18 protein-coding genes are annotated in these 25044 nt (G+C 65.9%); 9 read left to right on the top strand and 9 right to left on the bottom strand.

From position 1 onward, the window contains the following. Positions 1–377 (bottom strand): DUF4113 domain-containing protein (locus Q0Z44_RS14260; RefSeq protein WP_298013900.1); only part of this gene is annotated, 377 nt, incomplete at its 3' end. A 291-nt stretch (positions 378–668) separates the two neighbouring features. After that, the gene (locus tag Q0Z44_RS14255; protein WP_298013898.1) at positions 669–1082 is read right to left on the bottom strand and encodes a VOC family protein; all 414 of its coding nucleotides are present in this window, start codon (positions 1080–1082) and stop codon (positions 669–671) included. Between the two features lie 438 nt (positions 1083–1520). Here Q0Z44_RS14255 and kdpF point away from each other — a divergent pair, with 438 nt between their 5' ends. Genes kdpF through kdpE form a run of 8 tightly spaced genes read left to right on the top strand, consistent with a single transcriptional unit; the run spans position 1521 to position 11384 of the window. After that, on the top strand, positions 1521–1610 hold the full coding sequence (gene kdpF, locus Q0Z44_RS14250; RefSeq protein ID WP_298013895.1) for a K(+)-transporting ATPase subunit F: 90 nt from the start codon (positions 1521–1523) through the stop codon (positions 1608–1610). A 1-nt stretch (position 1611) separates the two neighbouring features. Beyond that, entirely contained in the window at positions 1612–3387 is a 1776-nt protein-coding gene (gene kdpA, locus Q0Z44_RS14245; RefSeq protein ID WP_298013892.1) for a potassium-transporting ATPase subunit KdpA, read from the top strand. 13 nt (positions 3388–3400) lie between these two features. Then, the gene (gene kdpB / locus Q0Z44_RS14240) at positions 3401–5485 is read left to right on the top strand and encodes a potassium-transporting ATPase subunit KdpB (RefSeq protein WP_298013889.1); all 2085 of its coding nucleotides are present in this window, start codon (positions 3401–3403) and stop codon (positions 5483–5485) included. Between the two features lie 9 nt (positions 5486–5494). Continuing rightward, on the top strand, positions 5495–6082 hold the full coding sequence (gene kdpC, locus Q0Z44_RS14235; RefSeq protein WP_298013886.1) for a potassium-transporting ATPase subunit KdpC: 588 nt from the start codon (positions 5495–5497) through the stop codon (positions 6080–6082). Positions 6083–6103: 21 nt separating this feature from the next. Then, positions 6104–6922, top strand: a complete 819-nt coding sequence (locus Q0Z44_RS14230) for a TorF family putative porin (protein WP_298013884.1) — start codon at positions 6104–6106, stop codon at positions 6920–6922. Positions 6923–6950: 28 nt separating this feature from the next. After that, the gene (locus Q0Z44_RS14225; protein ID WP_298013882.1) at positions 6951–7916 is read left to right on the top strand and encodes a magnesium and cobalt transport protein CorA; all 966 of its coding nucleotides are present in this window, start codon (positions 6951–6953) and stop codon (positions 7914–7916) included. A gap of 8 nt (positions 7917–7924) precedes the next feature. Next, positions 7925–10687 (top strand): DUF4118 domain-containing protein, encoded by a 2763-nt coding sequence (locus Q0Z44_RS14220; RefSeq protein ID WP_298013880.1) that lies wholly within the window; start codon positions 7925–7927, stop codon positions 10685–10687. Beyond that, on the top strand, positions 10680–11384 hold the full coding sequence (gene kdpE / locus Q0Z44_RS14215; RefSeq protein ID WP_298013878.1) for a two-component system response regulator KdpE: 705 nt from the start codon (positions 10680–10682) through the stop codon (positions 11382–11384). Before Q0Z44_RS14220 ends, kdpE begins: the two co-directional genes overlap by 8 nt. A 79-nt stretch (positions 11385–11463) precedes the next feature. Here the strand turns inward: kdpE and Q0Z44_RS14210 are convergent, their stop codons facing one another. The 7 genes from Q0Z44_RS14210 to Q0Z44_RS14180 form a co-directional block, all read right to left on the bottom strand. Further along, entirely contained in the window at positions 11464–11598 is a 135-nt protein-coding gene (locus tag Q0Z44_RS14210) for a hypothetical protein (RefSeq protein WP_298013876.1), read from the bottom strand. 759 nt (positions 11599–12357) lie between these two features. Continuing rightward, positions 12358–14091, bottom strand: a complete 1734-nt coding sequence (locus Q0Z44_RS14205) for a PQQ-dependent methanol/ethanol family dehydrogenase (protein WP_298013875.1) — start codon at positions 14089–14091, stop codon at positions 12358–12360. Positions 14092–14414: 323 nt separating this feature from the next. Beyond that, positions 14415–16106: a lactate permease LctP family transporter gene (locus tag Q0Z44_RS14200; protein WP_298013873.1), complete on the bottom strand. Its 1692-nt coding sequence runs from the start codon at positions 16104–16106 to the stop codon at positions 14415–14417. Positions 16107–16193: 87 nt separating this feature from the next. Beyond that, on the bottom strand, positions 16194–19124 hold the full coding sequence (locus tag Q0Z44_RS14195) for an FAD-binding and (Fe-S)-binding domain-containing protein (protein ID WP_298013871.1): 2931 nt from the start codon (positions 19122–19124) through the stop codon (positions 16194–16196). Continuing rightward, positions 19121–20566, bottom strand: a complete 1446-nt coding sequence (locus Q0Z44_RS14190) for a LutB/LldF family L-lactate oxidation iron-sulfur protein (RefSeq protein ID WP_298013869.1) — start codon at positions 20564–20566, stop codon at positions 19121–19123. Before Q0Z44_RS14190 ends, Q0Z44_RS14195 begins: the two co-directional genes overlap by 4 nt. Next, complete coding sequence (locus tag Q0Z44_RS14185; RefSeq protein WP_298013867.1) at positions 20563–21321, bottom strand: lactate utilization protein; 759 nt, start codon at positions 21319–21321, stop codon at positions 20563–20565. Before Q0Z44_RS14185 ends, Q0Z44_RS14190 begins: the two co-directional genes overlap by 4 nt. Further along, complete coding sequence (locus Q0Z44_RS14180; RefSeq protein ID WP_298013865.1) at positions 21318–22091, bottom strand: (Fe-S)-binding protein; 774 nt, start codon at positions 22089–22091, stop codon at positions 21318–21320. Before Q0Z44_RS14180 ends, Q0Z44_RS14185 begins: the two co-directional genes overlap by 4 nt. Before the next feature lie 245 nt (positions 22092–22336). Here Q0Z44_RS14180 and Q0Z44_RS14175 point away from each other — a divergent pair, with 245 nt between their 5' ends. Beyond that, entirely contained in the window at positions 22337–24907 is a 2571-nt protein-coding gene (locus tag Q0Z44_RS14175; RefSeq protein WP_298013863.1) for a cation-translocating P-type ATPase, read from the top strand. The last annotated feature ends 137 nt before the right edge of the window (positions 24908–25044 follow it).

The following is a 25044-nucleotide window of genomic DNA, read 5'->3' as shown; positions in this document are numbered from 1 at the left end:
TAGTGGCTCAGTTTTGGACGTGACGCCTGGCTCAGTTTTGCTCGTGATTCAACAGCTCTTGCCACCGGCACCTCTGTCCAGTCGGTCGTGTACCGGGGCGTGCGCCTGATCCGCTTCATGCCCCAGGTGTCAGTGCACTGGTCCATGACTGAGCTGCCCAACAACAGGGTCCGCTTCCCGAAACGGTCATTGACCTGATCCAGCGCCTCCATCAGTCGCGCGCGGTCACGCCCCTCGGTGCGCTCCTCATCCCACAGCAACTCGCATTGCACCTGGCTGTCTAGCACCAAGTCCAGCAGCATCACCCCGGCCTCGGCCGGCTGGTAGATCGAGCGCAGGCCCTGCAACGCGGCTGCCGTGAGCGCCGTCGTGTCCAAGGTCATCGTGCATGGAAAGGCGCAGAGAGTGAAGGGCATCCATACTGGCCCGCATCCGCAGCACGATCGGCGCTGGTCGGGCTTGCCAGCGCATCTACATGGCTGCAGGAGATGCTGCGCGCCATCAACGGCGCACCGCCCGTGGCCATCGAAGATGCGTGCCCCAACTGCGGTATATCGCAACGCCAGGGCAAATGTGGGCGCCAGCGTTGCGCCGAAAGTCAGGCTCGTGAGCGGAGTCGGGATATCAAAAATGTCATTCCCTTGCCCGTTTCCGGCAGAACACGTCACTCATTCAGGCAGGTGGCAGACCGCTTCAATGTTGTTGCCTTCAGGGTCGATGACGAATGCCCCGTAGTAGTTCGCGTGATAGTCCGGACGCAGTCCGGGAGCGCCGTTGTCTTTTCCTCCAGCGGCGATGGCTGCTGCGTAGAAGGCATCGACCTGGGCACGGTTCTTTGCCCGCCAGGCAAGGTGACAACCCGTTGTGGCGGCCGTGCCCCCATACGGGGAAGGACCATCGATCAACCACACATCGGCCTTCTTCCCATCCGGCTCCGATGAGTCCGGGTAGGCAAGGCCGAACATGTTCGCACCATAATTTCCCTCGAAGCAGATGCTGTAGCCCAGTGGCGCCAAGGCAGCGCTGTAAAAAGCCTTGGCCCGGGCAATGTCAACGACGCGAAACGTCATATGGTCAAGCATGGGGGATCCTGAAGTTCGTGTGACGGGCAACTTTGCCCCGGCGAACTGTATACGCGTACAGTTCCGCTTGCAAGAAGCGCAACGTTAGCGTGCACCAACGCCGCAGTCTAAGACCGACGGACTCGAAAAATAGTCCGGCCAGGGATCTGCCACATCGCCACCCCCTCAATCGTCAAGGGGAAGCGCCCGTTCGGCTCGGACTCTGCTCAGGCTCTCGCCGATTTCTACGTTTTCTGTGAGACGCGATCTTTACGCGTTCTTGATACCTCCGACGCTAGCTTCTACGACTCCCTGAGGCCTCCCTTTCTAAGCTGCTCGCATCTTCATCCACTGCGAGTTTCACACTATGGATTGGGTATTTCTGAGCATCAGTCTGGCGCTCTTTGGACTGGTACTGGGCTTGGCCGCTGCTAGTCACCGTCTGCAGGGAGGCAAGCAATGAGCCTCCTCTACTGGAGCTGCGGCCTGCTGGCAGCCGGTCTCTTTATCTACCTGCTCGTGGCTCTTGTCCGCGCCGAGGAGTTCTGAGATGGACGGCTTGGCATGGATCAACTTGGCCCTGTTCATGGGCCTGCTGCTTCTTCTGGCATGGCCGCTAGCCAAGTGGCTCGTCGCCGTCTGTGAAGGACGGCTGCCGCGCGTGATGGTGGCCGTCGAAGGCACCCTGTACAAGTTGGCCGGCGTGAAGCCGGAGCACGGCCAGCATTGGAAGCAGTACGCAGTCGCGTTGCTGCTATTCAACTTCCTCGGCCTGTTGCTCGTCTATGCGTTGCAGCGCTTCCAGGATCTGCTGCCGCTGAACCCGCAGGGCATGTCCGCCGTGACGGCGGACTCCGCCTTCAACACCGCGGTGAGCTTTGTCACCAACACCAACTGGCAAGGCTACGCGGGTGAAGCCACGATGAGCTATCTGACCCAGATGCTGGCCCTGACGGTGCAGAACTTCGTTTCGGCCGCCACGGGCATTGCCGTGGTGTTTGCATTGATGCGCGGTTTCGCGCGCAAGCTCAGCCAGGACGTGGGCAACTTCTGGGTCGATCTGACGCGCATCACCCTGTGGGTCCTGCTGCCCATCAGCTTCGTGCTGGCGGTCTTCTTTGTCGGCCAGGGCGTGCTGCAAAACTTCGAGCCGTACAAGACCGTACAGACTCTCGAGGCCACCACTTACCAGGCGCCGAAGCTGGATGCGCAAGGCCAGCCTATGAAGGATGCGCAGGGCCAGCCCCTGATGCAAGAGCAGAAGACAGACACCCAGCTTCTCGCCATGGGGCCCGTGGCCTCGCAACTGGCCATCAAGATGCTTGGCACCAATGGCGGCGGCTTCTTCAATGCCAACTCGGCGCATCCTTACGAGAACCCGACCCCGTTGTCGAACTTCGTGCAGATGCTGGCGATCTTCCTAATTCCCGCAGCACTGTGCCTTGCTTTCGGCCGCATCGTCGGTGACCAGCGACAGGGCGTGGCCATTCTGGCCGCCATGAGCACCATGTTCGTGGTCGCCGTGGTGATCGCCACCACCGCCGAGCAGGCCGGCAACCCGCTGCTGCATGCGCAGGGTGTGGATGCCGCTGCTGGCAACATGGAAGGCAAGGAGACCCGCTTCGGCATCAATGCAAGCAGCCTCTTTGCGGTGGTGACCACATCGGCCTCTTGTGGCGCGGTGAACTCGATGCACGACTCCTACACGCCGATCGGCGGCATGGTGCCGATGGTGATGATGCAGTTGGGCGAGGTGGTGTTTGGCGGGGTGGGCACGGGGCTTTACGGCATGCTGGTCTTCGCCCTGCTTGCGGTCTTCATCGCTGGCCTGATGATTGGCCGCACGCCCGAGTACCTGGGCAAGAAGATTGAGCCCTATGAAATGAAGATGAGCTCGATCGCCATCCTGATCACGCCCATCGTGGTGCTGGTGGGGACGGCCATCGCGGTACTGAGCCCGTTGGGAACGGTGGGGGTCGCCAACCCGGGAGCCCATGGCTTCTCGGAGATCCTTTATGCACTGACCTCTGCTGCCAACAACAACGGTTCGGCCTTTGCCGGGCTCTCGGCCAACACGCCTTTCTACAACACCCTGCTGGGATTCGCCATGTGGCTGGGTCGCTTTGGCGTGATTGTGCCGGTGCTGGCCATCGCCGGCTCGCTGGGCGGCAAGAAGCGCATACCGGTGGGCAGCGGCACCTTGCCCACTCACGGCCCCCTCTTCATCGTGCTGTTGATTGGCACAGTGTTGCTGGTTGGTTTGCTGAACTATGTGCCCGCACTGGCCCTGGGCCCCATCGTTGAGCACCTGATGCTCTGGAAGTGAAGGGCAAAACATCATGAGCAAGAACACCAAAGACTTTGTACTGGAACCTCGGCTGGTCAAGCAGGCCACGCTGGAGGCTTTCACCAAGCTAGACCCCCGCGTGCAGTGGCGCAATCCGGTGATGTTCGTCGTCTACGCGGGCAGTGTGCTGACCTCGGGCTTGTGGGCCGCCAGCCTGGGCAACCCCGCGCTCGCCGGTCCCGAGGGATCAGGCTTCATGCTGGCCATCGCCCTGTGGCTGTGGTTCACCGTGTTGTTCGCCAATTTTGCAGAGGCCCTTGCCGAGGGGCGCAGCAAGGCCCAGGCAGCCTCACTGCGCGGACTCAAGACCAAAACGTGGGCAAAGAAACTGCATGAGCCGCGCCACGGTGCGCAGTGGCATCCCACCCAATCCGACGAGCTGCGCAAAGGTCATGTGGTGCTGGTCGAGGCAGGCGACCTGATCCCGCTGGATGGCGAGGTCATCGAGGGGGTGGCTTCGGTGGACGAGAGCGCCATCACTGGCGAATCGGCGCCGGTCATCCGCGAATCCGGCGGTGACTTCTCCTCGGTCACCGGTGGCACCCGCGTGCTCTCGGATTGGTTGGTGGTGCGTGTGGGGGTGAACCCCGGTGAGTCCTTTCTGGATCGCATGATCGCCATGGTGGAGGGCGCCAAGCGCCAGAAGACGCCCAACGAGATCGCACTGACCATCCTGTTGGTCGCGCTGACGCTGGTGTTCCTGGTGGTCACGGTGACGCTGCTGCCATTTTCGGTGTTCAGCGTCGAAGTGGCAGGTGCCGGCACCGTGGTCTCGGTCACTGCGCTGATTGCGTTGCTGGTGTGTCTAATCCCGACCACCATCGGCGGGCTGCTGTCGGCCATTGGTGTGGCGGGGATGAGCCGCATGATGGCGGCGAATGTGATCGCCACCTCGGGGCGGGCCGTGGAAGCGGCCGGCGATGTGGACGTGCTGATGCTGGACAAGACCGGCACCATCACCTTGGGCAACCGTCAGGCCAGCGCCTTTGTGCCTGCGCCCGGCGTGAGCGAGGCCCAGTTGGCCGATGCTGCCCAACTCGCCTCCCTGGCCGACGAGACCCCCGAGGGCCGCTCCATCGTGGTGCTGGCCAAGAGTCTGCACGGCCTGCGTGAGCGTGAGATGGGCAGCCTGGGGGCACAGTTCGTGCCTTTCACGGCGCAAACCCGCATGAGCGGTGTGGACCTGGCCGGCGGTCGCCAGCAGCTGCGCAAGGGCGCTCAGGACGCGATCCGCAACCATGTGGAGAGTCTCGGCGGCAGCTTTCCGCGCGAGGTGGCTGCCGCCGTGGACGAAATCGCGCGACGCGGCAGCACGCCTCTGGTCGTCGCCGATGGGGAGCGGGTGCTGGGAGCGGTGGAACTCAAGGACATTGTCAAGGGCGGTCTCAAGGAGCGCTTCGCCGAGTTGCGCCGCATGGGCATCAAGACCGTGATGATCACCGGCGACAACCGGCTCACCGCCGCCGCCATCGCGGCCGAGGCCGGGGTGGATGACTTCCTCGCCGAGGCCACGCCCGAAGCCAAGCTCAAGTTGATCCGCGATTACCAAGCCGAGGGTCGCCTGGTGGCCATGACCGGCGATGGCACCAATGATGCCCCCGCCCTGGCGCAGGCGGATGTGGCCGTTGCAATGAACAGCGGCACACAGGCAGCCAAGGAGGCCGGCAACATGGTGGACTTGGATTCCAACCCCACCAAGCTGCTGGAAGTTGTGGAGACGGGCAAGCAGTTGCTGATGACCCGCGGTTCGCTCACCACCTTCTCCATCGCCAACGATGTGGCCAAGTACTTCGCCATCATCCCGGCCATGTTCCTGGGTGTCTATCCCCAGCTCGGGGCACTGAATGTGATGGACCTGCACAGTCCCAGTTCAGCCATTCTTTCAGCAGTGATCTTCAACGCCCTGATCATCGTGGCGCTCATTCCTCTGGCGCTCAAGGGGGTGCCCTATCGCGCGGTGGGCGCTGCCACCTTGCTTCGCCGCAACTTGGCGATCTACGGCATTGGCGGTCTGATTGTGCCCTTCATCGGCATCAAGCTCATCGACTGGCTGCTTGTTGTGCTGCATCTCGTCTAAGGAGGCCTCATGAAAGCCCATTTGTTCAAATCTCTGCGCCCGGCACTCGTCAGCCTGGTGCTGCTCTCGACCATCACCGGCCTGCTCTATCCGCTGGCGGTGACCAGCGTGGGGCAGGCGCTGTTTCCAAAGCAAGCGGCTGGCAGCCTGGTTGAGCTCGACGGCCAGACCATCGGCTCCGAGCTGATTGGCCAGAATTTCAACTCGCCCAAGTACTTCTGGGGCCGCCCCTCGGCCACGGTTCCGATGGCCAACAACGCCTGGTTGTCCAGTGGCTCCAATCAGGGGCCACTGAACCCTGCTCTGGCCGATGCCGTAAAGGCCCGCATCGAGGCCTTGCGCGCAGCCGATCCGAACAACAGGGCTGCGGTGCCGGCAGACCTCGTGACGGCCTCCGCCAGTGGCCTCGACCCGCACATCAGCGTGGCCGCCGCACGCTACCAGGCCCCCCGCGTGGCTCGCGAACGGGACCTGCCGCTGGACCAGGTACGGGCTCTGGTCGAGGCCCATACCGATGAACGCGACTTGCGCGTGCTGGGTGAGCCGCGCGTCAACGTGCTCCAACTCAATTTGGCGCTGGACGCCCTGAAGCCGTAAGGTGTTTTTTCTATTCTCAACATGCAAACCAAAAACACACTCGCTTTCGTTCTGCTGGCCCTTAGTGCCGGCCCTGTCCTGGCTGAGGCCTCCACGGGCGCGGCCACACACAGCGTCAGCGGCAACGTCGGTCTTTTCAGCGACTACCGCTTCCGGGGCATCAGCCAGACCTGGCGCCAGCCGGCCCTGCAGGGCGGCTTTGACTACGCTCACAGCAGCGGCTTCTATGCCGGAATCTGGGGCTCCAACGTATCGGGCAATAGCTACAACAACGGCGCCGGCCTGGAACTCGACTTCTACGGCGGGAGCAAGGTCGCGCTGTCTCGAGATCTCACCTTGGATCTGGGCGTCCTGGCTTACGTCTATCCCGGCGCCAAGCTCAACAGCGCCCCTGGTATGCCGACCGGCGAGAAGTACAACAATGTGGACGTTTACATCGGCGTCTCGGCCGGCGCCTTCAGCGCCAAGCTCTCGGTGGCTGCGACCGATTACTTTGGACTGAACAGCGACACCGCCGGCTATGCCTATTTCAACAGCCTGCCCGCACGCGGCGGCACCAAGGGCAGCAGCTACGTTGACCTGAACTACCGTTTCGAGCTGGCCGAAGGCCTGACGCTCGACGTCCACCTTGGGCGGCTGTCGGTGCGCCACTACAGTGAGCTGTCCTACACCGATGTGAAGCTGGGTCTGTGCAAGAGCCTGGGGGGATTCAACTTCGGTGCAGCCATCGTCGCCACCGATGCCGACAAAGCCTACTATCAGGTCGGCAACGCCGCAGGCCAGGAAGCCAAGAAGCTGGGCACGGCGGGTCTGGTGCTGAGCGTGCAACGCAGCTTCTGACGCCGGGCGATGAGCTGACAATGCAACGATGCTGATCAACTGCGCTGCCTATCGCGAGGGCCTCAAGCTGGCCGATCTGTCTCCCGACGAGGTGGGGGCCTATCTGGACCGGCCCGACACCTTTGTGTGGGTGGCGCTGCGTGACGCAGGTGCCGCCGAGCTGGAGCCCTGGCGGCGTCTTTTCAATCTGCACCCGTTGGCGGTGGAGGATGCGCTCAAAGGCCAGCAGCGGCCCAAGATCGACGAGTATGGTAACGACCTGTTCGTGTCTATGCATCTGATCGACTGGCTTGGCGGCGAGATCCAGCGTGGCGAGGTGGCGGTTTTCGTCGGCGCGGGTTATGTGCTCTCGTTGCGTCAGCACAGCCCGCAGCATTTCCTGGGCGTGCGTGAGCGCGCCGAGCGCGAGCCGGAGTTGTTGCGCCAGGGGCCGAGCTTTGTCCTTTATGCCTTGATGGATGCGGTGGTGGACCGCTACTTCCCCATCGTGGACGTGCTGGAGGCCGAGCTGGAGGAAATTGAGCAGAGCATCTTCACCAATGGCGCGGCGCGCGACACCATCCAGCGCCTGTATGCGCTCAAGCGCCGGCTCATGCAACTGCGCCGCGCGGTGGCTCCGATGCTCGAGATGCTGTCCAAGCTGCATGGCGGTCGCGTGCCACCGGTATGCAGCACCTCCGAGCATTACTTCCGCGACGTGGCCGATCACCTGGCGCGCATCCACGGCGCCATCGAGGCGGTGCGTGAGACCATCGCCACCGCCATCCAGGCCAATCTTTCCATGGTGGCCATCGAGGACAGCGACGTGACCAAGCGCCTGGCGGCCTGGGCGGGCATCTTCGCGGTGGCCACCGCGTTTGCGGGCATCTGGGGCATGAACTTTGAGCACATGCCCGAACTCAAGTGGCTGTGGGGCTACCCGGCCGCGCTGGGCCTGATCATCACAGTGTGCGGCTTGCTGTGGTATCGCTTTCGCCGTGCCGGCTGGATCTGAAGATAACGATGACGGCAGACGACGAACGCCCCGATCCGGATGAGCTGCTGGAGCAGCTGCGCGCGGAGGAAGAGAAAGCCGCGCGCGGCAAGCTGCGCATCTACTTCGGCTCCTCGGCCGGCGTAGGTAAGACCTACGCCATGCTGCTGGCCGCGCTCAAGCTGCTGGCGGAAGGCCGTCAGGTGCTGGTGGGCGTGGTCGAAACCCATGGGCGAGGCGAGACGGCGGCCCTGACCGAGAGCCTACCCCTGCTGCCCCCCCGCCTCGTCGAGTACAGAGGGCATTCGCTGCCGGAGTTTGACCTCGATGCGGCGCTTGAACGCCTCAAACCCCTAGTGCTGGAGGGGCAGCCGCGCCCGCTGATCGTGGTGGATGAGCTGGCGCACAGCAATGTGCCGGGCTCGCGTCACCCCAAGCGTTGGCAGGACGTGGAAGAACTGCTCGCCAATGGCGTCGATGTCTACACCAGCCTCAATGTCCAGCATCTTGAGAGCCTCAACGATGTGGTGGGCGGCATCACCGGCGTGCGCGTACTGGAGACCCTGCCCGACCGCTTCTTTGATGCGGCTGACGAGGTGCTTCTGGTCGATACCCCGGCTGAAGAACTGCTCGCGCGACTCAAGGCGGGCAAGGTCTACATGGGGGCACAAGCCGAGCGTGCGGCCAAGCACTTCTTCCGCAAAGGCAATTTGATGGCCCTGCGTGAGCTGGCGCTTCGTCGCACCGCCGACCGGGTGGAGGATGATGTACAGGCTTGGCGCAGCAACAAGGCGATCGCCCAAGTCTGGAGCACCGAGGCCGCCATTCTCTGCGCGGTCGGCCCGACGCCGCGTGCCGAACACGTGCTGCGCAGCAGCGCACGTCTGGCCCAGCAGTTGGGCGTGTCTTGGCACGCGGTCTATGTCGAAACGCCCGCGCTGCAGCGCCTGCCGGACGCACAGCGCGAGCGCGTGCTGCGGCAGATGCGCCTGGCCCAAGACCTGGGCGCGGCCACGGCGGTGCTTCAGGCTCAGGACACCGCAGCGGCGCTGGCTGCCCATGCGCGTGAGCACAACCTCGCCAAGCTGGTGCTCGGACGCAGTCCGCCCCTGGCTGGCTGGCGCCGGCTGCTGGCCGGCCGTCTTTTGTGCGAACAGCTGGCCATGGCCTTGCCGGACGTCGACCTGATCGAGGTCGGCCTGCCGCCGGCGGTGGGCCAGCGCGTCGAGCTACAACCTGCGCAGACGAACTGGGGAGGGGCGGCCCGTACGGCCGCGGAGTATGGGCTGGCCGGGGCGGCGTGCGCGCTCACCACAGCCCTTGCCTGGCTGTTGCAGGACCTGTTCGACGAGGCCAACATCGTCATGCTTTTTCTGCTGACCGTGCTGGGTGTTGCGCTCCGCCTGGGACGTGGGCCCGCGGTGCTGGCCAGCTTTCTCAGCGTCGGGTTCTTCGACTTCTTCTACGTTGCACCGCATCTGTCTTTCGCGGTGTCCGACGTGCAGTACCTGCTGACCTTCGGCGTGATGCTGGCGGTGGGGCTGATTGTCGGCCAGTTGACCGCGCATCTGCGCTACCAGGCCCAGGTGGCGGCTGAGCGAGAAGCGCGCTCGCGGGCCCTGTTCGACCTTACGCGCGCACTCTCCGGTGCACTTCAGATCGAGCAGGTCGCGCAGATCGCACAAGATCGCCTGGCGCGCGAGTTCCGTGGCCGTGCGCAAATCCTGGTGCTGGGCATAGACGAGCAGCTGCACGCGCCCCTGCCCGTGCAGCCCGCGAAGGAAGGCGAGGGCGATGCGCCCGATGCCGGCACGGCCCGGTGGGCTCTGGACCATGGGCAGGCTGCCGGCTTGGCCACCGACACCCTGCCAGGCAGCCCCTGGTTTTACCTGCCTTTGGCCGCGCCCATGCGGTCGCGCGGCGTGCTGTGCCTTCGCCCCTGCACCGTGGACGCCGTGCTGCGCCCCGAGCGCCGTGCTCAGCTCGACACCATGGCCAGCATCGTGGGGCAGGCGCTCGAGCGGGTGCATTACGTGGAGGTGGCACAGAACGCCCTGGTGCACATTGAGTCAGAGCGGTTGCGCAACTCGCTGCTCTCGGCACTCTCGCATGATCTGCGCACGCCCTTGGCCGTGGTCTATGGCCTTGCCGATACCCTGGCGTCGCTTCCAGACCTGACGCCCCAGGGGCTTGAGATGGCTGCTGCCTTGCGCCAGGAGTCGCAGCGCATCAACGCCATGGTAAACAACCTGCTGGACATGGCGCGGCTGCAGAGTGGCGCTGTGCGTTTGCGTCGGGAATGGCTGCCTGTCGACGAGGTGCTCGGCGCCGCGTTGCGGGCCATGCACAGCGTGCTGGCCGGCCATCGCGTCCAGACCCGTATGGCGTCGGGGCTGCCCTTGGTCGAGATCGACGCTGTGCTGATTGAGCGCGTGCTGGCCAATCTTCTGGAAAACGCTTCCAAGTACACCCCGCAAGGCAGCCTCATCGAGGTGACGGCCGAGGTGAAAGAAGGCGAGTTGCGGCTGACCGTGGCCGACGACGGCCCCGGCCTGCCGGTCGGCCGTGAAGAGGCGTTGTTCGAGAAATTCACCCGCGCCAAGAACGAGAGCAGCATTCCCGGCGTGGGCCTGGGGCTGGCGATCTGCCGGAGTATCTTGGCTGCGCATGGCGGCCGCATCTGGGCTGAGCGTTCTGCTCTGGGAGGGGCTGCTTTCGTCCTGACCCTGCCGCTGGGAAAGCCCCCCGCCCTGCCGCGCGAAGAAGAGATGGAGCAGCGCGCTCATGAGTGAACCCAAACCCACCGTCCTGATCGTCGAAGACGAACCCAGCATCCGCCGCTTCGTGCGCTTGGCCTTGGAGGCCGAGTCCTGGGTGGTACATGAATGCGAAACGGTGCGTCAGGGGCTGATCGATGCCGGCACCCGTCACCCCGATCTCGTCATCCTGGACCTTGGCCTGCCCGATGACGATGGACTGAACTACCTCAAGGACCTGCGAAGCTGGTCGTCCGTGCCGGTGATCGTGCTCTCCGCCCGCGCCGACGAGCAGGACAAGATCGCCGCCTTGGACGCCGGCGCCGACGACTACCTGACCAAGCCTTTTGGCGTGGGCGAGCTGATGGCACGGGTGCGCGTGGCCCAGCGCCGCGCCCAGGCCGTGGCGGCTCACGCAGGCCAGGCTCCGGTCAGCCGCTTGGCCTTTGGCGACGTGGAGGTCGACCTGGCTGCACGCCGCGTGCTGCGCGAAGGCCAGACGGTTCACCTCACGCCCACCGAGTACCGCCTGCTCACCCATCTCATTGCCAACGCGGGCAAAGTGCTGACTCACCGTCAGCTGCTTAAAGCCGTGTGGGGGCCCAGCCATGTGGAGGACAACCACTATCTCCGCGTCTATATGGGCAATCTCCGGCAGAAGCTGGAGGCCGAGCCAGCACGGCCAAGGCACCTGCTTACCGAGACTGCGGTGGGCTACCGGCTGCTGCCCTGAAGGAGGACGGCACAGCGTGGACGGCAGAGGCGTAGAAGCCAAGTCACAGGCTAGGCTTGCGCTGCCTCGTGTGCCAGTTTCAGATAGACATGTCGGAAGCAGACTTCAGCTTGATGTGGCGGCGCCACTTGCCCGCGCCTTCAAGAAACCCCAGGCCATCATTGATCTTGGCGCCGTGGCCGAACTCGACCGAGACGTACTCCTTGTAGGCCAAGACGCCGCAGAACTCGACGAGAACTGCTTGCTGATGAGCGTGCGGACAGCTTGCACGATGTCGCACTGCGTCGCGCCAAGCAGGCGGATGTCTTCAAGAAGTGTTTGAACGGACTTTGCCATGGGCTTCCCTTGTCTGGTTGCTGGGTTAAGCCGGACTTGAGGAACGAGCCGCTGCATATAGCGCAATGCAATTCCCCTCGGTGTCAATGAACTCTGCCACCCAACCATACCGAGGCACCTCAGCAACTGGGTAGCAGGCCTCAGCTCCCTGCTGGAGTGCCAGTTCTAGGGTTTGGTCGATCTGGTCTACAGAAAAGTAAAGCCGGGCGCCTGATTTTCCTGGCATGTAACTGGGGCCACTCGCCAATGCTCCTGATGCGCCAGGCTGTCCTTCAGCGTATGGAAACAAGGCCATCTCGTTTCCATCAATCTGCGTGAGATCAAGTCGTATGCTGAAGATGCGCTCGTAGAAGCGTTTGCACGCAGCATGTTTGAAACGGGTACTTCAAAGTAGGAGACAGGGTTCATTTGCGAAGTGAGACAAGTGGTCTAAATACCGATATGACCAGAGCCGGAGCCGCCCGCCAGGGTGGAAGGCATCACCAAAGGGCAATGAGAATGGCGAAGGCATGAACCTTGATTGTGTTAACCATCCTCCGCAAACGAAAAAAAGGCCCCGGCGCTGGAGTAGCGCCGGAGCCTCTTGAAAGAGCCCTGGGTCACAGGGCTCTGCAGAAATCACAGAAAGATCACTGGATCACTTGGCGAGCTTGAAGACCCACACCGAGCCACCTTGCTCGAGGAAGTTGACCTTCTTGGCCACTTCGCCGCCCCACAGGGGAACAGCGCCGCCCCAGCCCGACACGACGGCCACGTACTGCTCGCCCTTGTCTTCCCAGGTGATCGGAGGCGCAACCACGCCGGAGCCCGTCTGGAACTCCCACACGATCTTGCCGGTCTTGGCGTCAGCTGCCTTCAGGTAGCCTTCCGGAGTGCCCCAGAACACCAGGTCGGCAGTGGTCAGCACACCACCCCACAGCGGGGCGTTGTTCTTGACTTCCCAGACGATCTTGCCGGTCTTCGGGTCGATGGCGCGCATGGCACCGATGTAGTCGTCAAAGACGGTCTTGATGGTGAAGCCAGCACCCAGGAACGCAGCACCCTTCTTGTAGCCGATCGGCTCGTTCCAGATGTCCATGCCCCATTCGTTGGCCGGCACGTAGAACAGGCCGGTGTTCGGGCTGTAGGCCATCGGCATCTGGTTCTTGCCGCCCAGGAAGGACGGGGCGTTGAACACAGTCTTGCCCTTCTTGCCGTCGCCAGCAGCCGGGTCACCCGGGCGGCTTTCCGGGTTCTCGATCGGACGGCCGGTCTTCAGGTCGATGCCCTTGGCCCAGGTGATCTTCTTGACGAACGGGAAGGCGTTCTCGAGCTTGCCGTTGGTGGCGTCCAGCACGTAGAAGAAGCCGTTGCGGTCGGCCTTGGCGCCCATGCGCTTGCCGTTCATGTCGAAGGTGACGAACTCGTTCACACCGTCGAAGTCCCAGCCGTCATGCGGGGTGGTCTGGTAGTGCCACTTGATCTGGCCGGTCTTGATGTCGATGGCCACGGTGGCTGCCGAGAACAGGTTGTCGCCCTTGCGGGTGTGGCTGTTCCACGGAGCCGGGTTGCCGGTGCCGAAGTAGGCGAGGCCAGTCTTGGCGTCGTAGGTGCCGCCCAGCCAGGTGGCCGCACCGCCGGTCTTCCACAGGTCACCCGACCAGGTGGCGTTGCGGGTACCGGAGATGCCGTTTTCCTTCTTGTTGCCGTCCTTGTCGTAGGTGTAGCCCATGTGGCCTTCCACCGTCGGACGCACCCAGACCAGGTCGCCGGTCTTGGGGTTGCGCGCTTCCACGCGGCCCACGATGCCGAACTCGCCGCCCGACACGCCGGTCAGCAGCAGGCCTTCGGCGATCAGCGGAGCGGCCGAGGCCGAGTAGCCCGCAGCGTAGTCGTCAATCTTTTCCTTCCAGACGATTTCACCGGTGTCCTGGTTCAGGGCGACCAGCTGGGCGTCCAGCGTGGCGAAGATCACGAGGTTGTCGTACAGGGCGGCGCCGCGGTTGATCACGTCGCAGCAGGGCATGATGCCTTCAGGCAGACGGTGCTCGTACTTCCACAGCTTCTTGCCGGTCTTGACGTCGAGCGCGTAGATGCGCGAGTAGGAGCCGGTGACGAACATCTTGCCGTTGTGAACCAGCGGCTGCGATTCCTGACCGCGCTGCTTTTCACCACCGAACGAGAACGACCAGGCCGGGACCAGCTTGGACACGGTCTTGGTGTTGATGCTCTTGAGCGGCGAGAAGCGCTGACCCTCGGTGCCGATGCCCCACGAGAGGACGTCGCCGGTCGTCTTGGCGTCGTTGGCCAGCATGGCGTCTGTGACCTTGGCTTGGCCGCTGAACGAGGCCAGGCCGGCGGCCATCAGGAGGGAAAGGGTCTTCAACTTCATTCGAGTCTCCTCAGTGTTGGGGGAAGGACGAGGTGTGCAGAGGGCAAAGCCCGTGCCAGTTTGATTCGGGCCCCAATCGCGCATCGCTGACACAGTGGCGGCAGTTGACGCGGCTTTGGCCCGCGTGCGGCGCAGGGTTTACCCAAAAGACTGTGCCACCCGACACGCTGAACACTGCTCCAGCATGAAGCAGTGGTTCGGTGGCGGGTGGCACGAAGCGGTGAAGCAGGGCGGCGAGTGTCTCGCGCGGCCGCTGATTCAAGGGAAAACCCGCGCAGGGCGCGGGCAAATTTCCCTTGCTGCGGGTTTTCCTTAGGCGGCGATCAAGGGATCATCCAGGTCAGCCAGTAGGCCTGAGCCATGGTGATGAGACCGACCAGGAAGGCGAAAAACAGGCTGTGCTTCAGCGTGAAGCGGAACAGGTCCGATTCCTTGCCGACCAGGCCCACGGCCGCGCAGGCCACGGCGATGGACTGCGGCGAGATCATCTTGCCCGTCACGCCGCCCGTGGTGTTGGCCGCCACCAGCAGGGTGTCGGACACGCCGACCTGGTGGGCCGTGGTGGCCTGCAGCGAACAGAACAGCGCGTTCGACGAGGTGTCGGAGCCGGTGAGGAACACGCCCAGCCAGCCCAGGAAGGGCGAGAAGAACGGGAAGGCGGCGCCGGTACCGGCCAGCACCAGGGCCAGCGTGCTGGACAGGCCCGAGTAGTTGGCGACGAACGCGAAGGCCAGCACCATGCCGATCGACAGGATGGGGCGCTTCAGTTCGTTGAGCACCTCGACAAAGGTCTCGACGCAGTCACGCGGCTTGAAGCGCAGCACCACGGCGGTCAGCAGGGCCGAGATCAGGATCGCGGTGCCGGTGGCCGAGAACAGGTCGAGCTTGTAGATGGCTTCGTAGGGCTTGGCTTCGGCCACGATGGGCGCCGACTTGATCACCAGGTTGTGCAGGTGCGGCACTTCGAATTTGAAGACCCAGCTGGCCAGCGGGCCGGCCTTGTCGAACAGGGCCTTGAAGGGCTTGATCGACCAGATGGTGACGATGACCGTGAGGATGATGAAGGGCGACCAGGCCTTGAGGATCTGGCCGGCGGTATAGCCCGAAGCGCGGCCGCGGGCCGGGCCACCGGTCAGCACGGCGCCGCCGACGGCCGACGCACCCACGCCGTCACCGGCGTTGGCAAAGCGGAAGCTTTCACGCGGCTGCCAGACCTTCAGGAACAGGGTCAGCGAGACCAGGCTCACCAGGGCCGAGGTGATGTCCGGCAGTTCGGGGCCGACGTAGTTGGCGGTGATGAACTGGGTGACGGCGAACGAGCCACCGGCGACCAGGATGGCCGGCCACGTGTCGCGGATGCCTTTGAAGCCGTTCATCATGAACACGAGCCAGAACGGCACGAACACCGACAGCAGCGGGAGCTGGCGGCCGGTCATCTGACCGATGGCAAACGGGTCGATGCCGGTGACCTTGCCGGCCACGAGGATGGGGATGCCCATGGCGCCGAAGGCCACCGGGGCGGTGTTGGCGATCAGGCACAGGCCGGCGGCGTACAGCGGGTTGAAGCCGAGGCCCACCAGCAGCGCGGCGGTGATGGCCACCGGGGCGCCGAAGCCGGCCGCGCCTTCCAGGAAGGCACCGAAGGCAAAGCCCACGAGCAGCATCTGCAGGCGCTGGTCATCGGTGATGGACAGCACCGACGCGCGGATGACGTCGAACTGCCCGGTCTTGACGGTGATCTTGTAGAGGAACACCGCAGTGATGATGATCCACGCGATGGGCCACAGGCCGTAGAGGAAGCCGTAGCCCGCGGCGGCAAAGGCCATGTCGGCCGGCATGCCATAGCCGAGGATGGCCACGGCGAGGCTGATGGCGACCGTGATGGTGCCGGCCACGTGGCCCTTGAGGCGGAACACCGCGAGGGCGACAAAGAAGAACACCACGGGCAGGACGGCGACGGCGGCCGACAGGCCCAGGCTGCCCAAGGGGGCGTAGTTCTGGATCCAGGTGGTCATGGAAAGCGCTTTCGCGCGCAGGCGGGCTTGTGGCCAGCCCTGGCGCTCAGGTTGAAGGGAAGGGGTGCGGCGCGGAGGGCGCCGGGCTCAGTCTTGGGTCAGCGGAGCAGAGGTGGTCGCGTGTTCTGTCATGTGTCTCCTCGGTGTCGCGGTGGATGAATGGGTATGCGGGGAATGGAAGGCCGCACCGGGGCGGGCCGCCGTGCAGTCATCGAGCAGGGCTTCGAGGCTGGCGTAGGGGCGGCCGCTGTGCGTGCTCAGGCCGATCTGGCACGTGCGGCTGGTGGAGACGCCGTGCTCGCAGGCATCGGGCAGGGCGGCGCGCAGATGGCGCAGGCCGTTGGCGTTCAGCTCGGGCAGCGTGAAGCCCTTGCTGCCGGCAAAGCCACAGCACGCGATGTCGGGCACGGTGACCTGCCGGGCGCAGGCACGGGCCACGCGCAGCAGCGCGTCGCGCTGACCGGCCTTGCTGGTGGCGCAGGGCACGTGCACGGCGAGGTGGTCGAGCTGGCGCACGACGGCCACGCGGGGCAGCACACGTTCGGCCAGGAAGCGGGTGGCGTCGAACAGCTGCAGCCGGGCGTCGAGCTGGCCCGCACGTTGCGCTTCGATGAGGCGCAGCGAGCAGGGCGCGTTGTCGAGGTAGACCGGCAGTCGGCCTTGCCGGCTGGCGACGAGCAGCGCGGCGTTGGTGCGGGCCAGGGCGCTTTGCGCTGCTTCGGTGGCGTTGGCCGACTCGAACGGTTGACCGCAGCACAGCGTGGCCGGGTTGGGCGGGTAGACCGGCGTAAGGCCGGCCTTGGCAAACAGGTTGAAGGTGCGGGTGGCGAGGTTGTCGCCGCCTTGCGGGCGTTCGGCGAAGCAGCGGTTCACGCAGCTGGCGAAGTACACCACCTGGTTGTCTTCGGTGGCGGCCGGCGTGGGGGCGGGGGGCAGCGGTGCGGCCGGGCCCGGGGTGGCGGCCGGTGCAACGGGCAACACCGGGATCACCTTGTGAGCCAGGGTGTTGAGCTTGTGCGTGGTGCGCTCGCCCACCATGCTGCGGGCCAGTTGCAGGGCGCCCAGGCCCATGCGGGCGGTGCCCACCACCGTGCCCAGGTTGCGCTCGATGCGGCTGGCCGTGGCGGCATGGGCGCTCGGGCCCTTGAGCTGCTTCATCAGTGCGCCGGTGTTGATGCCGACCGGGCAACGGGTGGCGCACATGCCGGTGGCGGCGCACGTGTCGACGCCGGCCCAGCCGTACTCGGCTTCGAGTTCGGCGAGCAGCGAGGGGTCGCTGCCGTCACGGCGCAGTTGCTGGATGCGGCGCCACAGCACGATGCGCTGGCGGGGTGTGAGCGACAGGCCGTTGGACGGACAGGCGGGCTCGCAGAAGCCGCATTCGATGCAGGTGTCGACAATGGGGTCGGCCGCGGGCAGGCGCTTGAGATCCGCCAGGTGCACGTCGTCCCGGTCGCTGATGATGACGTCGGGGTTCAGCAGGCCGGCCGGGTCGAAGAGGCGCTTGATGGCGCGCATGAGCGCATAGCCGTCTTCACCCCATTCCAGCTTCACATACGGCGCCACATTGCGGCCTGTGCCGTGTTCCGCCTTGAGCGAGCCGCCGAAGTCGACGGCCACCAGCTGGCTGACGGCGTCCATGAAGTCGCTGTAGCGGCGTACTTCGGCGTCGCTGTCGAAAGCCGGCGCGAACACGAAGTGCAGGTTGCCTTCGAGCGCGTGACCGAACACCAGGGCCTCGTCGTAGTGGAAGCGGTCGAACAGGGCGGTCAGGCCGCGCACGCCTTCGGCCAGCCGCTCCACGGGGAAGGCGACGTCCTCGATCACGCAGGTGCTGCCCACGGGGCGCACGGCACCGACCGCGGGGAACAGGCCCTTGCGCAGCGCCCAGTAGGTGTCGCACACCTTGGGGTCGGTGGAGAAGCCGCTCAGGGCGGCGGGCGAGAAGGTGTGCAGCAGCGTGTCGACGGCCGAGATATGGGCCTGCAGGGCCTGCGCGTCGCCGGCGTGCACTTCGATCAGCAGGGCTGCGGCATCCGAAGGCAGGTTGCCGTACATGAAGGCCGGCATGCCGGCCTTGCCCTGCACGGCGGCGATGCTGCGGCGGTCGACCAGTTCCACGGCGGCGACGCGGCCCTGCTCCTTCAGCGCCGTGACGGCGCGGCAGCACACGTCCAGCTCGTCGAACAGGACGAGGGTCGAGGCCTTGTGTGCCAGATCGGGCACGGTGTCGTAGGTGATGCTGGCGATGAAACCGAGCGTGCCTTCCGAGCCGATCATCAGGTGCGTGAGGATGTCCACCGGGTCATCGAAGTCGACGAGTGCGTTCAGGCCGTAGCCGGTGGTGTTCTTCAGGCGGTACTTGTGGCGGATCTTGGCGTGCAGCGCGGTGTTCTCGCGGGCCTGCGTGGCCAGCCAGCTCAACTCCGTCAGCAACTCGGCGTGGCTGACGCGGAAGGCAGCGACGCTGGCGGCATCGCCGGTGTCCAGCACGGTGCCGTCGGCCAGCATCACGCGCAGCGCGTGCAGCGTGTGGTAGCTGTTCTGCCGGGTGCCGCAGCACATGCCCGAGCTGTTGTTGGCCGCCATGCCACCGATGCGTGCGGTGGCGATCGAGGCCGGGTCCGGGCCGATCTTGCGGCCGTAGGGGCGCAGCGTGTCGTTGGCGTGCTGCCCGATCACGCCGGGCTGCAGGCGGATGCGGGCGCCTTCGTCCAGCACGTCCTGCTGTGTCCACCCCTCGTTGACGAGCACCAGCACCGAATCGCTGACCGCCTGGCCCGACAGGCTGGTGCCGGCTGCGCGCAGCGTGAGGGCCACCTGGTGGTGGTGCGCCAGGCGCAGCAGCGTGGCGACTTCCGCTTCGTTGCGCGCCAGCACGACGATCTGCGGCACGAGGCGGTAGAAGCTCGCGTCCGTGCCATAGGCCAGCGTGCGCAGCGGGTCGGTCAGCAGGCGCTCGGCCGGCAGGTGGCGGGACAGGTCGGCCAGAAAGGCCTGGTGTTGCGGGGTCATCATCGTTGGCGTTCGGCAAGACGCTCTTGCAGCGTCTTCGGGGCAGGCTTCAGGGCGATGCGGTGCAGGGTCCAGCCCAGTTGCTTGCGGGGCATCAGGCCGCGCAGGCGGGTGGCCAGCCAGGTGTAGGCGCGGTAGCGCAGCGGGTTGGCGTGCAGCCAGGCCCACAGGCGCCAGACGCCTGCCAGGTGCGGGTCGTGCGCAGCGCCCTGGCCCTTGAGCGGGTGGCTCACCGATTGATCCGGCGCGCGCACGGCCTCTTCGCGCAGGCGCAGCAGCAGATCGGGGATCGGGATGCGGACGGGGCAGACCTCGCCGCAGGCGCCGCAGAGACTGGACGCGGTGGGCAGGTCCTTGGTGTTCTGCAGGCCCAGCAGGTGCGGCGAGATGATGGCGCCGATGGGGCCCGGGTAGGTCGTGCCATAGGCGTGGCCGCCCACGCGGGCGTACACCGGGCAGTGGTTCATGCAGGCACCGCAGCGGATGCACTGCAGGGTGGCGCGCAGCTGCTCGTCGGCAAAGGCCTGGCTGCGGCCGTTGTCCAGCAGCACGAGGTGCACCTGCTTCGGGCCATCGCGCTCGCCGTCGCGGCGCGGGCCGCTGATCATGTTGAAGTAGGTGGTGATGGGCTGGCCGGTGGCCGAGCGCGTCAGCAGGCTGTAGAGCGGCGGCACATCGCTGAGGAACTCGACGACCTTCTCGATGCCGGTGATGGCGATGTGCACGTCGGGCACCGTGGTGCACATGCGGCCGTTGCCCTCGTTCTCGACCAGGCACAGCGTGCCGGTTTCGGCCACGGCGAAGTTGACACCCGACAGGCCGACCTTGGCCTGGGGGTAGAGGTCACGGATGGCGTGGCGGCCGATGCGGATGAGGGCGTCGACGTCCTCCGTAAGAGGAGCGCCCGGCACCTTCTCGTGGAAGAGCCGGGCGATCTGCGCGCGCGTCTTGTGGACGGCTGGCATGACGATGTGGCTGGGCTTTTCGCCAGCCAGTTGGACGATGTACTCGCCCATGTCCGATTCGATCGCGGTGATGTCGTGTTCGGCGAGGTGGTGGTTGAGCTCGATCTCCTCGCTCACCATCGACTTGCCCTTGAGCACAAGGTCGCCGCCCGTGGCCACCACTAGGCCGCGGATGATGGCGTTGGCCTGCTCGGGCGTTTCCGCCCAGTGCACCTGCACGCCGTTGGCGGTCAGGCGGGCCTCCAGCGTTTCCAGCAGCTCGGGCAGCTTGCTCAGGCAGCGCTGGCGGATGCCTTCGCCCAGCGTGCGCAGGGCCTCGAGCTCGGCAGCGTCGGGGAACTGCGCGGCGCGCTTGGCCTGCAGAAAGTCCATGGCACCGCGGAAGCTGCGACGCTGGCCGGTGTTGCCCAGTGCCTCGTGCGCGCGGGCCTTGAACTCGCGCGAGGGCATGAACTCGAGTTTGTGCACGATCGGCTTCATGCGCAGGCTCCGGTGGCGGTGGCCAGGGCGGTCAGGTCGACCTCGTCGGGCACGATGAGCAGCAGCACCAGGGCGCGGGGGCCGTGGGCACCATAGGCGAGTGTCTGCTGGATGTCGGACGTCTTGGAGGGGCCGGACACGAGCAGGGCGTTCGTCGGCATGCCGCCGGCGGCCCAGCCTTCGGCCGTCATGGCTTCATGGAAGTGGGTGTGCACCTTGCGGCCGTCCAGCAGGGCGATGTGCAGCGGCGGCACGAGGCTCACGGTGCGGGGCTCGTCGGCATCGGGCCAGAGGACGAGGCTGCCGGTGGCCGCGATGGCCGAGCGCACGGTGGTGAAGCCGGCGTCGATGTCCGTGAAGAGTTCGGCCTTCCAGTGCTCGATGTCGCGGTCGAAGGCGCGGATGAGGGCGGAGCTGCCGGCTTGCTGCAGAGCCCGGGCGGCGCGCTCGCCATGGGCGGTCTGCGGGGCCAGCAGGATCTGGCGCACGCCCTTGTCGCCCACGACCCAGGCCAGGCGGGCCGGCCAGTCGCTTTCGCGCACGAGGTGCACTTCGGTCTGTACCGACTGCATCATGTTCACGAGCCGGGTCAGGCGCTCGGCCAGGGGCCAGTTCGGCGTGTTGCCAGCGTAGTGGCTGGCCACGGCCGTGGCCGCCGGGGGCGTGTGCGCGGCGGGCGCATCGGTCAGGGCACCGCGCAGCCGGGCGAGGATGCGGCCACGCGGCGTGGCGTCGTCAGCGTGCGTGTGGCTCATGCCTTGACCTCCTTGGCGCCTTCCAGGCGCTTCAGCAGGAAGGTGGCCATGTGCTGACCACAGAAGCTGCCGCACTCGGACTTGGCCAGCTTGCCGTTGATGTTGAGCAGGCAGCCGCCATCGGCCGTGATGAAGGTGGTGGCGCCCGTGCCGTGCAGGGCCGCGGCCTTGTCGGCCACCATGGCGCCAGAGATGTCGGGGTGGCGGATGGAGAACGTGCCGCCGAAGCCGCAGCATTCCGATTCGTGGTCGTGCACCACCCGTTCGACGCCGGGCAGCGCGTCGACGAGGGCCCAGCCGTGCTGGTGGGTGCCCATCTCGCGCCGGGCCGAGCAGGAGGTGTGCACCGCCACGCGCGTGGGCTCGCCGTGTTGCGGCCAGCTCGGACGGTGGATGAGGTCCAGCGTGTTCAGCAGGAAGTCGGTGAGCTCGACCACGCGCGCGGCGATGGCCGTGGCGCGGCCCTCATCGGGCGTGCCGGCAAACAGCTGCGGCCAGTGGTGCTTCATCATCCCGGCGCACGAACCCGAGGGCACGACGATGGGCCAGTCTGCCTGCGGGAACAGGCCGAGCTGGGCGCGGGCGACCGTCATCGCCTCTTCGCGCTGCCCGCTGGTGTACGCCGGTTGCCCGCAGCAGCTTTGTCCTTGGGGCACGTGAACCCGCACCCCCTCGCGTTCCAGCAGGGTGATCGCGTCCATGCCCGCATCGGGCAAGAAGAGGTCCACCAGACAGGTGGCAAAGAAGTAGATGTCGGTTGGAGTGCTCATGGCAGTGCAGCAGTGCGGGTAATTGGTAAAACCAATTTTCAGCCCGGCAGGGCGTGACTGTAAGAGACGGCTCGAAACAGCGTCAACGCCCGAAACCCAGGGTTAACCCGGGCGATAGGAAAAATGTTGATTGGTCTGACCAATATGAGGGCGGGTGTGCCCACGCCGATGGGTGTCAGCCGCGGCTCCGGCATCATGGCGAGAGCATCCCGACACGAACGGGGTTGAAAAGGGGGCACAGGGTGGTGGGAGACACGTCAGCCGCGCAGAGGCAAAGCTCGGCCACAGAGGAGGAGGCGCCCGCCGGGCTGAGCAGCGCGGCAGCACGCGAGCGCCTGCTGCGCGATGGCCCCAACGCGCTGGGCAGCGCGACCCATTCCGGGGCGCGTGCCCTGCTGTGGGAGGTCGTGCGCGAGCCCATGTTCCTGCTGCTGGTGGCGTGCGGCGTCATTTACCTGACGCTGGGCGACCGGCATGAAGCGCTGATGCTGCTCGGCTTTGTGGCGGTGGTCATTGCGATGACCTATGTGCAGAAGCGCCGCAGCCAGAACGCGCTGGAAGCCTTGCGCGACCTCTCCAGTCCGCGCGCGCTCGTGGTGCGCGATGGCGTTCCCCTGCGCATTGCCGGTCGCGAGCTGGTGGTCGGTGACGTGGTGCTGCTGGCCGAGGGCGATCGGGTGCCAGCCGACCTTGCGTTGCACGATGCAAGCTACCTGACCACCGACGAGTCGCTGTTGACGGGCGAATCGATTCCGGTGCTCAAACAGGCCGGGGCGGCCGATGCGGTTTCCCCACCGGATGCAGACGCGGTGTGCTTTGCCGGCACGCTGGTCACCCAGGGCAGCGGGCGGGGCGTTGTGGTGGCCACGGGGCCGCGCAGTGCGTTGGGCCGTATCGGTGCTTCACTCGGCGCCATCGGCATCGGGCAGACGCCCATTCAGCGCGAGACGGAACGCGTGGTCAAGCGTGTGGCGGCGGTGGGCCTCGCCATCGCCGCGGCCCTGGCGGCGGGGTGGGTGGTGAGTCGGGGCGACTGGCTCACCGGTGTGCTGGCAGGACTGACCCTGGCCATGGCCATCCTGCCGGAAGAGTTGCCTGTGGTGCTGACCATTTTCCTCGGGCTGGGTGCGTGGCGGCTGTCTCGCGAGCAGGTCCTGACCCGCAACATCCCGGCTGTCGAAATGCTGGGCGCGACCACGGTGCTGTGTGTGGACAAGACCGGAACCCTGACGCGCAACCAGATGGTGGTGCGGCGCCTGTGGGTTGAATCCGGCAGTTTCGAACTGGGCGATCAGGCTCGGGATGCCATGGCGCACGCCTTCCATCCGGTGCTCGAGTACGCGGTGCTGTCCAGCCACCGTCAGGCGTTTGATCCGATGGAATCGGCCATTGGCGTGGCTGGCCAGCGCTGGCTGCATGGGTCGGAGCACCTGCATGCCGACTGGACATTGGTGTCGGACTACCCGCTGTCTCGCGAGTTGCTGGCCATGTCCCGGGTGTGGCGCTCGCCTGACCAGCAGGCGTTGCTGGTGGCGGCCAAAGGCGCGCCGGAGGCCATCGTGGATCTGTGCCATCTGCCCGAAGCCGACCGGGCGCGCATCGCCCGCCAGGTGGCCGCCATGGCGGCAGACGGGCTGCGTGTGCTGGGTGTGGCCCGGGCGGTGTTCGCCACGGAAGCCTTGCCAGCCATCCAGCACGATTTCGACTTCGGGTTTGTCGGGCTGCTGGGGCTGGAGGATCCCGTGCGGCCCGATGTGCCGGCGGCCATCGCCGAATGTCGTCAGGCGGGTATCCGGGTGGCGATGATCACCGGCGATCACCCGGCGACCGCGCTGGCCATTGCCCGCCAGGCCGGGCTGGACGCCACCGGGGGGCCGTTGACCGGCGCCGATCTGGATGCCCTCACCGATGAAGCGCTGGCGGCGCGCCTGGGTGACACCCAGGTGTTCTGTCGGGTTCGCCCCGAACAGAAGCTGCGGCTGGTGCAGGCCCTTCAGGCTCGTGGCGACGTGGTCGCCATGACGGGGGATGGCGTCAACGATGCGCCCGCGTTGAAGGCCGCGCACATCGGCGTGGCCATGGGAGGACGCGGCACGGATGTGGCCCGCGAAGCGGCCGACCTGGTTCTGTTGCGCGATGACTTCGGTGCCCTCGTCACCACCATCCGTTATGGGCGGCGTGTGTTTGCCAACCTCCGCAAGGCGATTGCCTTTGTTCTGGCGGTCCATGTGCCCATCATCGGTCTGGCGGTGGCCCCCGTGCTGCTGGGCTGGCCCATGATCCTGACGCCGGCCCACGTGCTGTTTCTGCAGCTCGTGATCGACCCGGCGTGCTCCATCGTGTTCGAGGCGGAAGACCTGGAAGACGGCGCGATGCGCCAGCCGCCGCGGCGACCCGAAGCCCGGTTGTTCGATGCGGCGCTGGTGGGCCGCAGCCTGTGGCAGGGCGCCGGCCTGCTGGCGGCCGTTCTGGCGGGCTATCAGGCGGCCAGTCTCTTCAGCAGCGCGGCGGACGCCGGGCGCACCGTGGCCTTCGGCGTGCTGGTGCTCGGCAATCTGGCGCTGATTCAGGTGAACCGTGTGGGCCAGGCCGCGGGCATCCGGCGCGCCGGACGCAACCCGGCTTTCGGCTGGATTGTTGGCGGGGCGCTCACGCTGTTGACCGTGAGCGTCACGGTGCCGGCGGTGGCCTCGTTGTTCCGTTTTGCCGCGCCCACCTGGCCCCTGCTGGGGCTCACGGTTGCATTCGCCCTGGGCGCGTGGGCATGGTGCGCGGCGGTGCAGCGCTGGACCGGGCGGCGGGCTCAGGTGGCCTGAGCCGGCAAGGTCAAGGTCACGCGCAGGCCGCCATCCAGCGCGAAGGCAGCGCTGCCGCCATGCAGCGTGGCCACCTCGCGCACGATGGACAGATCGGAAGAGCGTCGTGTAGGGAAAGAGTGTCGTTCGGCGTGTAG

Source organism: uncultured Aquabacterium sp., from assembly GCF_947366995.1.
Taxonomy (GTDB): domain Bacteria; phylum Pseudomonadota; class Gammaproteobacteria; order Burkholderiales; family Burkholderiaceae_C; genus Aquabacterium.
This window is presented reverse-complemented; position numbering and strand designations above follow the sequence as displayed.

Bases quoted from the DNA above. Each gene is read 5' to 3' on its own strand.
- Q0Z44_RS14220 (WP_298013880.1), top strand. From the start codon at position 7,925: ATGACGGCAGACGACGAACGCCCCGATCCGGATGAGCTGCTGGAGCAG.
- Q0Z44_RS14180 (WP_298013865.1), bottom strand. From the start codon at position 22,091: ATGAGCACTCCAACCGACATCTACTTCTTTGCCACCTGTCTGGTGGAC.
- Q0Z44_RS14200 (WP_298013873.1), bottom strand. From the start codon at position 16,106: ATGACCACCTGGATCCAGAACTACGCCCCCTTGGGCAGCCTGGGCCTG.
- Q0Z44_RS14205 (WP_298013875.1), bottom strand. From the start codon at position 14,091: ATGAAGTTGAAGACCCTTTCCCTCCTGATGGCCGCCGGCCTGGCCTCG.
- Q0Z44_RS14195 (WP_298013871.1), bottom strand. From the start codon at position 19,124: ATGATGACCCCGCAACACCAGGCCTTTCTGGCCGACCTGTCCCGCCAC.
- kdpE (WP_298013878.1), top strand. From the start codon at position 10,680: ATGAGTGAACCCAAACCCACCGTCCTGATCGTCGAAGACGAACCCAGC.
- Q0Z44_RS14190 (WP_298013869.1), bottom strand. From the start codon at position 20,566: ATGAAGCCGATCGTGCACAAACTCGAGTTCATGCCCTCGCGCGAGTTC.
- Q0Z44_RS14255 (WP_298013898.1), bottom strand. From the start codon at position 1,082: ATGCTTGACCATATGACGTTTCGCGTCGTTGACATTGCCCGGGCCAAG.
- kdpB (WP_298013889.1), top strand. From the start codon at position 3,401: ATGAGCAAGAACACCAAAGACTTTGTACTGGAACCTCGGCTGGTCAAG.
- Q0Z44_RS14185 (WP_298013867.1), bottom strand. From the start codon at position 21,321: ATGAGCCACACGCACGCTGACGACGCCACGCCGCGTGGCCGCATCCTC.
- kdpF (WP_298013895.1), top strand. From the start codon at position 1,521: ATGAGCCTCCTCTACTGGAGCTGCGGCCTGCTGGCAGCCGGTCTCTTT.
- kdpA (WP_298013892.1), top strand. From the start codon at position 1,612: ATGGACGGCTTGGCATGGATCAACTTGGCCCTGTTCATGGGCCTGCTG.
- kdpC (WP_298013886.1), top strand. From the start codon at position 5,495: ATGAAAGCCCATTTGTTCAAATCTCTGCGCCCGGCACTCGTCAGCCTG.
- Q0Z44_RS14230 (WP_298013884.1), top strand. From the start codon at position 6,104: ATGCAAACCAAAAACACACTCGCTTTCGTTCTGCTGGCCCTTAGTGCC.
- Q0Z44_RS14225 (WP_298013882.1), top strand. From the start codon at position 6,951: ATGCTGATCAACTGCGCTGCCTATCGCGAGGGCCTCAAGCTGGCCGAT.